Raw genomic sequence first — 13,612 nt, forward strand, 5'->3', positions numbered from 1 at the left:
GGTGCCGGCGGTGCCTTTGCCGCCATCGAGCTTGATCGAGTACAGGCCCAGCACGTCCATGCCGAACCCCACCGGGCCCTGGGTGAAACCGGACTTGGCGTCGAGGATGAAGTTCTGGGTCCATTCCTCGGCCTTGCCCTGGGCGTTGTTCGAGTTGATGAAGTTGCGGTTGAAGTAGGCATTGCGCAGGGTCAACGTGGCCTTGGCGTCGTCGACGAAACCTTCGGCGTGGACGGCGGTTGGCAGGAACGCGGCCAGACCACTGCAACCGAGCAGGAGCATCGCGGGGCTGGAATGGAGAAGGGTACGGCGGGTTGGACGGCTGTCGGGCGAAAAACGGACACGTGTGCTCACGATGATGGCTTCCTACTTTTGTTGTTTTTATTTTTGTCATACGTCGTCGTACAACATGGCGTCGATTATTTGTGGGCCGTTGCGCATTGTCAACTGGCCATGATCGGAATTATCCAATTGAGCGATGCTTGAAAGTCGCCTGGATCGACGGTTTCAGCAGAGGGGAGTGCAGAACGCGGCCTTGGCAGTGGTTTGATGCAGGTAGCCGCCTTGCCTGAAAGTTATGCGATGACTGGTCTAAGACATTGGTCGAATGGTACCAGCGCACGTTCGCCGAATAGGAACACGATCAAATGTGGGAGCGAGCCTGCTCGCGATAGCGGTACACCCGCCAACCTTCATCCTGGCTGACCCGCCGCTATCGCGAGCAGGCTCGCTCCCACAGGCAATCCCGGTATTTTCGACAGTGGGGGAATGCTAGTCTTGGGCATCGCTGTTGCCAGGGAGCCCTCATGGGCAATCACAAGATCGAGATTCGTCGCAGTAACGTCGAGAAAATCCTTCTGGCCGCCGAGAAGGTCTTTGCCGAGAAAGGCTTCGGCAGCACCGCCATGGCCGACATCGCGGCTGAAGTGCAGTTGCCCCGTTCCAACCTGCACTACTACTTCAGCACCAAGACCGAGCTCTACAGCGCCGTGCTGTTCGATCTGCTGGAAGTCTGGAAGCAGGACGCCTTGTGCTTCGAAATGTTCGACGATCCGCGGGTGGTGCTCAGCAGTTATATCCGCGCCAAGATGAACCATTCCCGCAGCCGGCCCTATGGTTCGAAGGTCTGGGCCAACGAAGTGATCCATGGCGCGCCCACGCTGGGGCAGGCGCTGGACGTCAGTCTTTATGAATGGGCCAAGATGAAGGAAGCGAAAATTCGCCAGTGGGTGGAGGACAAACGCATCCTGCCGGTGGAGCCGTCGAGCCTGCTTTACATGATCTGGGCTTCGACCCAGCACTACGCCGACTTCGACCACCAGATCAACATCCTCAACGATCACCAGCCGTTGTCGGACATGCAGTTCGAGCGGGCGGTGCAGACGGTGACCGGGGTGATTTTGCGAGGGATCGGGTTGGAGCCTTAGTGTTGTGTCGGGGCTGACGGCGCTATCGCGAGCAGGCTCGCTCCCACATTGGAAATGCGATCCTCTGTGGGAGCGAGCCCGCTCGCGATGGCGCCACTCCAGGCACCGCAGCTCTCAAACGGCTACATGATAGGGATTACGCGGATCATGGTCCCAGTCCAGAAACGGCTTGCCCGTTTCCACCGGGACCATCTCGATGCAATCCTGCACCGGGCAGGTAATCTGACACAGGTTGCAGCCTACGCACTCTTCATCGATCACTTCATATTTGCGCGTTCCATCAGTTTGCTTGTGGCTGGCGATGGCCTGGTGTGAGGTGTCTTCACAGGCGATGTGGCAGCGACCACAACCGATGCAGGCCTCCTGGTCGATTTTCGCGATGACCTGGTAGTTGATGTCCAGGTACTTCCAATCGGTGGTGTTGCCCACTGCGCGACCGGAGAACGCCTGAAGGTTGGCGTGCCCCTGGCTGTCCATCCAACGTGACAGGCCGTCCTTCATCTCCTCGACGATGCGAAAACCGTGCAGCATCGCCGCCGTGCACACTTGTACCGCGCCGCTGCCCAGGGCGATGAATTCCGCGGCGTCGCGCCAACTGCCGATGCCGCCGATGCCGCAGATGGGTAAGCCGTGGGTCTGCGGATCACGGGCGATTTCCGCCACCATGTTCAGTGCGATCGGCTTGACCGCCGAGCCGCAGTAACCGCCATGGGTGCTCTGGCTGCCGACGGTGGGCAGCGCGACCATCCGCTCCAGGTCGACGCTGGTGATGGAGTTGATGGTATTGATCAGCGACACCGCGTCCGCGCCACCGCGATGGGCCGCCCGGGCGGCGACGCGGATGTCGGTGATGTTTGGCGTGAGCTTGACGATCACCGGCAGGGAGCAATAGGTCTTGCACCAGCGGGTCACCTGCTCGACGTACTCCGGCACCTGGCCGACCGCCGCCCCCATGCCCCGTTCCGGCATGCCGTGGGGGCAACCGAAGTTCAGCTCGATACCGTCGGCGCCGGTGGCTTCCACCAGCGGCAGAATGTGTTTCCAGGACTCTTCGACACAGGGCACCATCAGCGACACGATCAAGGCCCGGTCTGGCCAGTCCTTCTTCACCTGGGTGATTTCCCGCAGGTTGATCTCCAGGGAGCGGTCGGTGATCAGCTCGATGTTATTGATGCCCAACACCTCGCGATTCGCGCCGAAGTGGGCCGAGTAGCGCGACGACACGTTCACTGCCGCCGGGTCTTCTCCCAGGGTTTTCCAGACCACGCCACCCCAGCCGGCCTTGAAGGCGCGCACCACGTTGTAGGCCTTGTCAGTGGGCGGCGCGGAGGCCAGCCAGAACGGGTTGGGGGCTTTGATGCCGGCGAAGACAATCGACAGATCGGCCATTTACGCAGCCTCCACGTTGAGCATGAGTTGGGCATTGATCGCCTCGGCGGCGAGCTTGCCGTGCTGCACCGCCTGTACGGTGAGGTCCTGGTCCAGGCTTGTGCAGTCGCCGCCGGCATACACGCCGGGGATACTGGTGCGCAGGTGTTCGTCCACCAGGATCCGCCCGTCCTGGCGCTTGAGTTCCCGGGCCAGCGGGTCTACCAGTGCGTCCTCGTCGAAAGCCTGGCCGATGGCTTTGAAAATGCCGTCGGCGGGCAGGTCGAACGTGTCGGCATCGATGACCAGTCGGCCATTCTCCAGGTGGGTGCGGGAGAAGCGCATGCCCCGCACGTGCCCAGCGTCGTCGAGCAGCACCTGTTGCGGTTGGGCCCAGGTCAGCAGGCGGACCTGATTGGCCTTGGCGATGTCCTGTTCGTGCCCGGTTGCGCCCATGTCCTCAAGCCCGCGACGGTAAACCAGGCTGACGTCCCGGGCACCGAGGCGGGCCATCTGCACGGCCATGTCGATAGCGGTGTTGCCGGCTCCGAGCACGATGCAACGGTCGGCCAGCGGCAATTGACTGAGGTCGTCGGTCTGGCGCAGCTCGCGGATGTAGTCAGTGGCGGCCAGCAGCCCCGGCGCTTGTTCGTCGCTCAGGCCCAGTTGTTTGCTGGCGGCCAGGCCGAGGCCGAGGAACACCGCGTCGAACTGTTGGTGCAGTTCGCTCAGGCTGAGGTTCTCGCCCAGTTTCTGACCGTGGCGGATTTCGATGCCGCCGATCTCCAGCAGGAAGTTCAATTCGCGCTGGGCGTAGTCGTCCACCAGTTTGTACTTGGCGATCCCGTACTCATTGAGACCGCCGGCCTTGTCCCTGGCTTCGAAAATCACCACGTCATGACCGTGCATCGCACTGCGGTGAGCGCAGGACAAGCCTGCCGGACCGGCACCGACCACGGCGATGCGCTTGCCCGTGGTGGCGGCCCGTTTGAACGGGTGTTCGCTGAAGTGGGCATTGTCCACGGCGTAGCGCTGCAACAGGCCGATCAACACCGGGGCGCATTCGTGGCTGTTGTTGCGCACGCAGGCTTGCTCGCAAAGGATCTCCGTAGGGCAGACCCGGGCGCAACTGCCGCCGAGGATGTTGGCCGAGAGAATCTTCTGGGCCGCGCCCTGGACATTGTCCTGGTGGATGTTGCGAATGAACGAAGGAATATCGATCTCGCTCGGGCAAGCGTTCACGCACGGTGCGTCGTAGCAGTACAGGCACCGCGACGCTTCCAGGTGGGCTTGCCTGACGTTGAGCGGTGGCGCCAGATCGCTGAAGCGGGCGGCGAGGGTGGTCGGGTCTTCCTGGGAATGGGGAAGGTGGCTCAAGGGCTGGATCATGGAATGGGCCTCACGGTGTTGGAGGTGCTGCCTCTGGTGGGCAGTGTTTTTCTGGGTGCTGCGCTGGCCTCATCGCGAGCAGGCTCGCTCCCACATTGGAAATGCGGCCCCTGTGGTAGCGAGCCCGCTCGCGATCGGCCGAAGGCCTCGATTTCAGCGTTTAACGGCAGTGGGCCTTTGCAACTCAGCCCGCTTGCTCAGCAAGTCGAACACCGCCGGATACGCCGGTCGTTCGATATAGCGCCCGGCACCGCGCTCGGCCCGCAGGTCACCGTTGGCCCATACCAGCCGACCCTGGCTGATGGTGTGGCTGGGCACGCCGCGCACGGTCTTGCCTTCGAAGATGTTGAAATCCACTTGCTGATGGTGGGTCTTGGCCGAAATCGTGCGGCTGCCTTGGGGATCCCAGAGCACCAGGTCGGCGTCGGCGCCGACGCGGATTGCCCCTTTGCGCGGGTAGAGATTGAAGATCTTCGCGGTGTTGGTGGAGGTCAGTGCGACGAAATCCTGCATCGACAATTTGCCGCTGTTGACCCCTTCGTCCCAGAGCACGGCCATGCGGTCTTCGATGCCGGCGGTGCCGTTGGGGATCTTGCTGAAGTCGTCGCGGCCGGCGGCTTTCTGTTCGGCGCAGAAACAGCAATGGTCGGTGGCGGTGGTGTGCAGATTGCCCGATTGCAAGCCGTGCCACAGCGCTTCCTGATGTCCGCGGGGACGGAAGGGCGGACTCATCACGTAACCGGCTGCGGTCTGCCAGTCGGGGTGGCGATAGACACTGTCGTCCAGCAACAGGTGCCCGGCCAGCACTTCACCATAGACCGGTTGGCCTTTGCTGCGGGCATAGGTGATTTCGTCCAACGCTTCCCGGGTGGAAACGTGTACCAGGTACAGCGGCGTGCCCAGCGTCTCGGCAATGCGGATGGCCCGGCTCGCGGCTTCGCCTTCCACCTGCGAAGGCCGTGACAGCGGGTGCGCTTCGGGCCCGGTGATGCCCTGGGCCAACAGCTTGCGCTGCAGGTGGTAGACCAACTCGCCGTTCTCGGCGTGCACCGTGGGCACCGCGCCCAGTTCCAGGCACCGTTCGAAACTCGCCACCAGGGTGTCGTCGGCGGCCATGATCGCGTTCTTGTAGGCCATGAAATGCTTGAAACTGTTCACGCCGTGGTGATTGACCAGCTCGGCCATTTCTTCACGGACCTGCTCGCTCCACCAGGTGATTGCGACGTGAAAACCGTAGTCGCTGGCGCTTTTCTCGGCCCAGCCGCGCCATTGATGAAAGGCTTCCATCAGCGACTGCTGGGGATTGGGGATCACGAAGTCGATGATCGAGGTGGTCCCGCCGGCCAAGCCTGCTGCGGTGCCGCTGAAGAAGTCTTCGCTGGCGACCGTGCCCATGAATGGCAACTGCATATGGGTATGGGGATCGATGCCGCCGGGCATCAGGTATTGACCGCTGCCATCGAGCACTTCGACCGCGGCCGGAATCTCCAGGTTTTCGCCGATGGCCTTGATCATGCCGTCGGCACAGAACACATCGGCGCGGTAACTTTCATCATGGGTAATAACGGTGGCGCCACGGATCAACAGAGACATTCCGAGTTCCTCGCAGGCAATGACCGACTGATGTCGGTTCTTTATGTTTTATAGATCACGATTGGACAGTGACGCAGTCATGCAGGTTGTTGATCCTGTCATTGCTGTCAGGATTAGACGCTAGCTGGAGTTATTGAAATGATCAAGATTATTTTTAACAAGTTACTTGTGAATTCAACTTGTTGATATTTAAGAAGTAATTATTCAGATCACCAAAATGATGAGGGGGCTCACCATTTTGACGCACTTGACAGGATTCTTATTTGAGCGAGATTTGTCATGGTAAATCAGCGGCTTGAAAGCAGTGGACGTGCGGCCTAGACACGTCGCATTCATTCGGGATGCACCACTTTGAATCCCGGGCTCGACAGAATGCGCACGTCATCTAGCCTGAAGACGGTAACAGCGCAAGCAGCAGGGCCTTGAATGGCTGTTTTATTTCCAGGAATCAGAGGGTTGTAACGCTTATATCGATCGACCGGTCAACTCGGCGCGTTATTCGGCACGGTAATTGAGTGTCTGCGTTGCCAAGCAGGGTCGTCGGTCGCCAGCGTGCTTTACATGCAAGTACTCCGGCCATCGCCCTGTCGATGAGCAAAAATAATGAAAACAGTGGAGCGGACATGACCAGATCAACTGTGACCGAGCGCGATGGGTTGTTCGAGCTTGAAGCCGGCAGCGACGTACTCGAGAGCCCCCGTTACAACCACGACATCGCACCGACGAAAGTGCATGAGAGAACCTGGAACAAATGGCACATCACTGCGCTGTGGGTCGGCATGGCGATCTGCGTGCCGACCTACACCCTTGGCGGCGTACTCACCGCCTATTTCGGCCTGACGGTGGGCGAGGCGCTGCTGGCGATTCTGTTCGCCAACATCATCGTATTGATTCCCCTGACCCTGAACGCCTTTGCCGGAACCAAGTACGGCATTCCGTTTCCGGTATTGCTGCGCTCGTCCTTCGGGGTCATCGGTTCCAACGTTCCTTGTCTGATCCGCGCCCTGGTGGCATGCGGCTGGTTCGGGATCCAGACCATGTTCGGCGGGCTGGCGATCCACCTGTTTCTCGGTTCGGTGTTCGAAGGCTGGAAAAGCCTCGGGGGCACGGGCGAGGTACTGGGCTTCATGATGTTCTGGGTCATGAACCTGTGGGTGGTGCTGCGGGGCGCCGAATCGATCAAGTGGCTGGAAACCCTGTCCGCGCCGCTGTTGGTGCTGGTGGGGGCCGGCCTGCTGATGTGGGCCTTGCCGAATGTCTCCCTGACCGAGCTGATGGCGGTGCCGGCCAAGCGACCCGAGGGTGTCGGCGTGACCAGCTACTTCCTTGCCGGACTGACGGCCATGGTTGGTTTCTGGGCGACCCTGTCATTGAACATTCCGGATTTCAGCCGGTATGCCAAGAGCCAGAAGGACCAGATTGTGGGACAGATCATAGGCCTGCCCCTGACCATGTTCCTGTTCGCCTCCCTCGGCGTGGTCATGACCGCCGCTTCGGAAAAACTGGTGGGTGTGACCGTCTCCGATCCGGTGACCTTGATCGGGCATATCCAGAGCCCGTTGTGGGTCGCGCTGGCCATGGTGCTGATCATCGTCGCCACGCTCTCGACCAACACCGCCGCCAACATTGTCTCGCCCACCAATGACTTCCAGAACCTGGCGCCCAAGGTGATCGGCCGCTCCAAGGCCGTGATGCTGACCGGGCTGGTGGGGCTGGCACTGATGGCCCACGAACTGCTGAAAAAACTCGGCTGGATTGTCTCCGACGTCAGCCTTGAATCGGTGTATTCCAATTGGCTGCTGGGGTATTCGAGTCTGCTGGGGCCGATTGCCGGGATCATGGTGGTGGATTACTTCCTGATCAAGAAACAACAGCTGGACTTGGCCGGGTTGTACCGCGACGACGTTTACCCTGCGTGGAACTGGAACGGTTTCATCGCCTTCGGCGTGCCGGTGGCATTGACGCTGCTGTCCCTGGGCAGTGATGCGTTCAACTGGTTCTACAGCTACGGCTGGTTCACCGGCTCGGCGCTGGGCGGGGTGATTTATTACGGGTTGTGCAGTTTGCGTGCGAGCCCATCCGTCGCCAAGTCCGCCGTGTAGAGGAGGGCCCTATCGCGAGCAGGCTCGCTCCCACATGTGCAATGCACTCCCCTGTGGGGGCGAGCCTGCTCGCGATGGCGGCTTCGAATACAGCGAAAAATGCCTGGAAAAGGAGATCTCCATGAACGCCGCCATCGACGTCCTGCAATCCACCCATCAACACATCAACCGCGATCGCCTCTGGCGGTCGCTCATGGATCTGGCCCAATTGGGCGCCACGGTCAAGGGCGGCGTATGCCGGCTGGCCCTGACCGACCTGGACCGCCAGGCCCGGGACCTGTTCGTGCAGTGGGCCGAGGCGGCTGGCTGCACCGTCAGCATCGATGCGGTGGGCAATATTTTCGCCCGTCGTCCGGGGCGCAATCCGATCCTGCCACCGGTAATGACCGGCAGTCACATCGACACCCAGCCCACCGGCGGCAAGTTCGATGGTTGCTTCGGCGTATTGTCCGGTCTGGAAGTGTTGCGCACCCTCAATGACCTGAACATCGAAACCGAAGCGCCGCTGGAAGTGGTGGTGTGGACCAACGAAGAAGGCTCGCGCTTCGCCCCGTGCATGATGGGGTCCGGGGTGTTCGCGGAGAAATTCACCCTCGAAGAAACCCTGGCCAAGGTCGACGCCGAAGGCATCACCGTGGGGCAAGCGCTGAATGCCATCGGCTATGCCGGTCCTCGCCAGGTCACCGGTCATCCGGTGGGCGCCTATTTCGAGGCGCACATCGAACAGGGCCCGATCCTGGAAGACGAACACAAGACCATCGGCATCGTCATGGGCGCACTGGGGCAGAAGTGGTTCGACCTCTCGCTGCGAGGTGTCGAGGCCCATGCCGGTCCGACCCCGATGCACCTGCGCAAGGACGCCCTGGTTGGCGCCTCGATCATTGTCGGTGCCGTCAACCGTGCCGCCCTTGGCCATCAGCCCCATGCTTGCGGCACCGTCGGTTGCCTGCAAGCCTATCCGGGCTCGCGCAACGTCATTCCGGGCGAAGTGCGCATGACCCTGGATTTCCGTCATCTGGAACCGGCGCGGCTGGATTCGATGATCGCCGAGGTCAAGCAAGTGATCGACGACACCTGCCGGCAACACGGCCTGACGTATGAGTTGACCCCCACCGCCGACTTCCCGCCGTTGTATTTCGACCCGGGTTGTGTCGACGCCGTACGCGGGGCAGCCCAGGGGCTGGGCCTGTCCCATATGGACATCGTCAGCGGCGCTGGCCATGACGCGATTTTCCTGGCCGAGCTGGGCCCGGCCGGGATGATCTTCGTGCCCTGCGAAGGCGGGATCAGCCACAACGAAATCGAGAACGCCGCCCCCGACGACCTCGCTGCCGGCTGTGCGGTGTTGCTGCGAGCGATGCTCGCCGCCTCCCAGGCCATCGCCGAAGGGCGCATGGCGGCTTGAACGGGGGAATCGGCGGCTTCACCAGTACTCGCAAGGGAACGCACGACGACCACGGACGGTCGTAACCTCCATGCGCTTCTGACCTATGGAGACCCAATGAGCCAGGACGTCCCCACCACGGAGACCAATCGTCGTCAATTGCTGCAAATCATCGCCGGGCTCTCGGACGGGGTGATGTTGATCGAAGTCGACCAGACCATCGCCTGGGCCAACGAGGCCGTGCTGAACATGCACGGGGTAAAGAACCTCGGGGAACTGGGTGCCAATGCCCGGGAGTATGCCCAGCGCTTCAATTTGCGTTATCGCAACAACCATCCCTTGACCGCGGACAACTACCCCATCGCCCGGGTCGCCCGTGGCGAGGAGTTCAGCGATGTGTTGGTGGAAGTCACACCGGTGGACGATCCGGACCGCACCTGGGTCCATCGCATCCGCAGCATGGTACTGACCGATCGCAACGACGCACCGGAGTTACTGGTGCTGATTCTCAGCGACGCCACGGAGTGGGCCAGCGCCGAACAGCGGTTCGAGAAAACCTTCGGCGCCAATCCGGCGCCGGCGGTGATCTGTCGCCTCAGCGACCTGCGCTACATCAAGGTCAACCAGGGTTTTCTGGAGATGACCGGCTACAGCCGCGAGCAGGTGATCGGCCGTTCGGTCTACGAGCTGGACGTGCTGGAGGCCGCCGAGCGACGTGAGCTGGCCATCGAGCGCCTGGGGCAGGGCGCAACCATTCCGCAGATGCAGGCCGAGCTGAAGTTGCCGGAAGGCACGAGCAAGCAAGTCATCGTCGCCGGCCAGCCACTGGACCTGCACGACGAAGATTGCATGCTGTTTTCCTTCATGGACATGGAGCCGCGACGCAAGGCCGAAACGGCCCTGCGCCAGAGCGAGGAGCGCTTCGCCAAGTCGTTTCGCCTGTCCCCGGTGCCCACCTTGGTGTGCAGCGCCGAACAGCTGTTGCTGGAAATCAACGACGCCTTTCTCGAGACCACCGGCTACGCCAGTGAAGAACTCTTTGGCAAGACCGTGGCGGAAATCGGCTTTCTCGACAAGGACGCCAGTGCCACGCTGTTTGCCCGTCTGGAGAAGACCACGACGGTGTCCAATGTCGACGTCAAGGTACGCAAGAAGGGCGGCGAGCTGATCGACTGCGAGGTGGCGGCCGACACCGTGGTCATTCAGGACCAGCCTTGTTATCTGCTGGTCCTGGTGAACATCACCGAACGCAAGCGCTCGCAACTGGAGCTGGTGGCGGCGATCGAGGAGGTGATGAAGGACGCTTCCTGGTTCAGCCGTACATTGATCGAGAAGCTGGCCAACGTAAAGAGCATCAACACGCAATTGCCCAGCACTTCCTATACCGAGTTGACTGCCCGGGAACGGGATGTGCTGGGGCTCATTTGCCAGGGCCTGGCAGACAAGGAAATCGCCGCACGTTTGAAACTGGCGCCCAACACCGTGCGAAATCACGTCGCCACCCTGTACTCGAAACTGGATGTTCACAGCCGTAGCGAGGCCATTGTCTGGGCTCGGGAGCGAGGTCTGTTCGGGAATGACTGGAACATGAAGGCACCATGATAGCCAGTGCAAATGCACCGGATGGGTTAGTGCAAATTCGGGTTTCTGACGGGCAGGTGGCTGCTTAGGATGTGAGGGTGCGGCAGTGTCAGAGCAGTGCCGCGTCCCCACGAAACAGTCAAGGAATACGCCACAATGTGTAGTGATCAAAGCCAACGAGTCATTGACAGGACGTTTGCTGAAACCCGGGGCTCGGCGTTGTTTGCCGCTCCTTTGTGTGTCTTGTTTTGAGGGGGCAGACCATGACCCAATTGGCCCCCCTGCGCGCCCGACTCGAAGAAAGTTTCTCGCCGCTGTCCTGCGACTGCAACCTCAACGGTGATGGTACTTTGACTGTCCGTCTTTATCACCGCGGAAGCGGAGAGGTGGACCTGGTGGTGAGCGGCTTGAACCTCGACAGCGTTCGCTCGGAAGAAAGCCTGGCGAAGCTGATCGACGAATTGCGGTATGAACTGCAGAACACCCCAGGGCATCGCAACGATCCCGTGTAGATAATCAACTGAATGCAGTCTTCTGTGGCGAGGGGATTTATCCCCGCTGGGTCGCGGAGCGGCCCCCCTAGGTTCGTCGATCACGTGACTATTTTGGGGCTGCTTCGCACCCCAGCGGGGCGGTGCGACGTTTCGCTAAATCCCCTCGCCACAAATAGACTGGGCTCGATCTTTACAACAGCGTCGCCCGGCAATCGAGCGCCAGCCGCGCGCCGCCGTGTTCGCTGTTGCCCACCTCCAGTGTGAAGCCGTGCAAATTGACAATCGCCGCGACGATCGACAGCCCCAGGCCAAACCCGCCATGGTGGCTGCTGCCTTCGGCACGATAGAAGCGGCGGAACACGGCCTTGCGCTCTGGCTCCGGAATGCCGGGGCCGGAGTCGAGCACCTCGATGCGGGTGCTGTCGCCCTGGTCGATACCGCGCAGAGTCACTTTGCCTCCCGCCGGGGTGAACTTGATGGAGTTGCTCAACAGGTTCGACACTGCTTCGAACAGCAACGCCCGGTCGCCGTTGAGCAAAGGCAAGGTCTCGGGTACTTCGAGGCTGAAGGTCAACTCGCCTTCCTCGGCCAGGGGCAGATAGAAGTCGTGCAGCTCCTGTAGCAACTGCAGCGGGTCGACGCGCACGAAACCCGAGCGGCGCTGCTGGTCTTCCAGCTCGGAGATCCTCAGCAAGCCTCGGAACCGTGCCATCAGGGTATCGGTCTCGGCGATCACCTGATCCATCTGCAAGGCCTCGGGTGATCCATCCGCGGCTTGCTGCTGGATACGATAAAGCTGGGCGCGCAAACGGGTCAGCGGCGTGCGCAGATCGTGGGCGATGTTGTCGCATACGCCCTTGACCTCGTTCATCAGGCGTTCGATGCGATCGAGCATGGCATTGACGATTGCCGCCAGCATGTCCAGTTCATCCCGCCGACTCGAAAGCGGCAGGCGATGGGTCAGGTCGCCGGCGACGATGGCCTCGGCACTGGCCTGCAGTTTGCGGATGCGCTGCAGCGGTCGGCGGCGCAAAAGATGCCAACCGGCGATCCCCGGCAGAATGGTCAGCGACACACCCCATAACAACGCATGGAGGATGATGCGGGTCACCGCGAAGAGCGAGCCGTTGTCCCGCGCCAGCACCAGCCAGCGCCCATCCTGGGTCCGGCTCGCCACGGCATCGCAACTGTCGGAGGGTACGCTCGGGTCGTCGTAGTCGACACAATCGCTGAGTATGTGGATCTTGCCGTCCAGCGGCAGGTCGGCGGGGACCCGCAGGATCGGCCCGCTCAGGTGTCGCAGTTGGGCGTCGAACAGGCCGTAGGCGTCGACACCGCGGTCGTCCAGGGTCAGGCTGGCCATGAGCGCGTCTTCCAGTTGATCGCCGTGGATGCGGGCGAACAGATGCTGGCGCTGCATCAGGGAATGTTTGGCCAGGCTGTCGAGGTAGCCGAAAACCTCGTAGTACATCACCCCCATCAGGATGGCGCTCCAGAGCACGAACAGCGCGCTGTACAGCGCCAGCAGGCGGCTGCTGGAAGAGCGCCAGCCCTTAGCAGGGTTCAGCAATGACATAGCCCGAACCCCGCACGGTGCGAATCAGCGGTTCCAGGCCCGGCGGATCGATTTTCTTGCGCAGGCGACCGATATGGACGTCGATCAGGTTGGTGCCCGGGTCGAAGTGATAGCCCCAGACTTCCTCGAAAATCATCATGCGCGAAAGAATCTGCCCGCTGTTGCGCATCAGGAACTCAAGCAGTTTGTATTCGGTGGGCAGCAGGCTGAGCAGTTGCCCGTTGCGGCTGGCCTCACGGCTGATCAGATCCAGTTCCAGATCGGCCACGCGCAGGATGGTTTCCGGCTCCCGGGTGCCATTGTTGCGTCGTAGCAACACTTCGACGCGGGCGGCCATTTCATCGGTGGCGAACGGTTTGGTCAGGTAATCGTCGCCGCCGGCCCGCAGGCCACGGACACGCTCGTCCACATCGGAAAGGGCGCTGATCATCAGGATCGGTGTCGCCACGCCCATGGTGCGCAGGGTCGTGACAATCACCAGGCCGTCGAGCTCGGGCAGCATGCGGTCGAGGGTAATCAGGTCGTAGTCCCCGCTCACCGCTCGCTCCAGGCCTTCGCGACCGTTGTCGACCCAGTCGACGTTCAGGCCGTTACGGGTCAGCTCGGCGACGATTTCACGGGCGGTCACGGCGTCGTCTTCGATGGTCAGAATGCGGTTCATGGGCGGTACCGAGTTGAGAAATTGATGCCATTGCGCG

Annotated in this window: 11 protein-coding genes; 5 read left to right on the top strand and 6 right to left on the bottom strand. The window is 61.4% G+C overall.

Going from position 1 to position 13,612, the window contains the following annotated elements; translation table 11 throughout:
* The coding region (locus tag FGE05_RS22160) for an OprD family outer membrane porin (RefSeq protein WP_139648472.1) at nt 1–282 on the bottom strand (282 nt) is incomplete at its 3' end.
* A 524-nt stretch (nt 283–806) separates the two neighbouring features.
* Between FGE05_RS22160 and FGE05_RS22165 the strand changes: the two genes are divergently transcribed.
* Nucleotides 807–1,427: a TetR/AcrR family transcriptional regulator gene (locus FGE05_RS22165; protein WP_139648275.1), complete on the top strand. Its 621-nt coding sequence runs from the start codon at nt 807–809 to the stop codon at nt 1,425–1,427.
* Nucleotides 1,428–1,541: 114 nt separating this feature from the next.
* Here the strand turns inward: FGE05_RS22165 and preA are convergent, their stop codons facing one another.
* From preA to hydA, 3 genes are all read right to left on the bottom strand, one after another.
* Nucleotides 1,542–2,816, bottom strand: a complete 1,275-nt coding sequence (preA, locus tag FGE05_RS22170) for an NAD-dependent dihydropyrimidine dehydrogenase subunit PreA (RefSeq protein WP_139648277.1) — start codon at nt 2,814–2,816, stop codon at nt 1,542–1,544.
* On the bottom strand, nt 2,817–4,184 hold the full coding sequence (locus tag FGE05_RS22175; RefSeq protein WP_139648280.1) for an NAD(P)-dependent oxidoreductase: 1,368 nt from the start codon (nt 4,182–4,184) through the stop codon (nt 2,817–2,819). It lies immediately after the preceding gene.
* A gap of 153 nt (nt 4,185–4,337) precedes the next feature.
* On the bottom strand, nt 4,338–5,777 hold the full coding sequence (gene hydA, locus FGE05_RS22180; RefSeq protein ID WP_139648282.1) for a dihydropyrimidinase: 1,440 nt from the start codon (nt 5,775–5,777) through the stop codon (nt 4,338–4,340).
* 623 nt (nt 5,778–6,400) lie between these two features.
* Between hydA and FGE05_RS22185 the strand changes: the two genes are divergently transcribed.
* The 4 genes from FGE05_RS22185 to FGE05_RS22205 all read left to right on the top strand — a co-directional run bounded on the left by FGE05_RS22185 (nt 6,401) and on the right by FGE05_RS22205 (nt 11,356).
* On the top strand, nt 6,401–7,879 hold the full coding sequence (locus FGE05_RS22185; RefSeq protein WP_139648285.1) for an NCS1 family nucleobase:cation symporter-1: 1,479 nt from the start codon (nt 6,401–6,403) through the stop codon (nt 7,877–7,879).
* A gap of 121 nt (nt 7,880–8,000) precedes the next feature.
* Nucleotides 8,001–9,284, top strand: coding sequence for a Zn-dependent hydrolase (locus FGE05_RS22195; protein ID WP_139648289.1), 1,284 nt, complete (start codon nt 8,001–8,003; stop codon nt 9,282–9,284).
* Nucleotides 9,285–9,380: 96 nt separating this feature from the next.
* Nucleotides 9,381–10,865, top strand: a complete 1,485-nt coding sequence (locus FGE05_RS22200) for a helix-turn-helix transcriptional regulator (protein ID WP_139648291.1) — start codon at nt 9,381–9,383, stop codon at nt 10,863–10,865.
* Between the two features lie 242 nt (nt 10,866–11,107).
* Nucleotides 11,108–11,356, top strand: a complete 249-nt coding sequence (locus FGE05_RS22205; protein ID WP_139648293.1) for a DUF1652 domain-containing protein — start codon at nt 11,108–11,110, stop codon at nt 11,354–11,356.
* A gap of 172 nt (nt 11,357–11,528) precedes the next feature.
* On the opposite strand, the gene FGE05_RS22210 is transcribed toward FGE05_RS22205, so the two are convergent.
* Together FGE05_RS22210 and FGE05_RS22215 are read right to left on the bottom strand one after the other, a co-directional pair.
* Complete coding sequence (locus FGE05_RS22210) at nt 11,529–12,914, bottom strand: HAMP domain-containing sensor histidine kinase (protein WP_139648295.1); 1,386 nt, start codon at nt 12,912–12,914, stop codon at nt 11,529–11,531.
* The gene (locus tag FGE05_RS22215) at nt 12,892–13,575 is read right to left on the bottom strand and encodes a response regulator transcription factor (RefSeq protein WP_139648297.1); all 684 of its coding nucleotides are present in this window, start codon (nt 13,573–13,575) and stop codon (nt 12,892–12,894) included. The genes FGE05_RS22210 and FGE05_RS22215 overlap by 23 nt, the downstream gene beginning before the upstream one ends.
* Between the last annotated feature and the right edge of the window lie 37 nt (nt 13,576–13,612).

The organism is Pseudomonas sp. ICMP22404, assembly GCF_006227205.1.
Lineage (GTDB): Bacteria > Pseudomonadota > Gammaproteobacteria > Pseudomonadales > Pseudomonadaceae > Aquipseudomonas.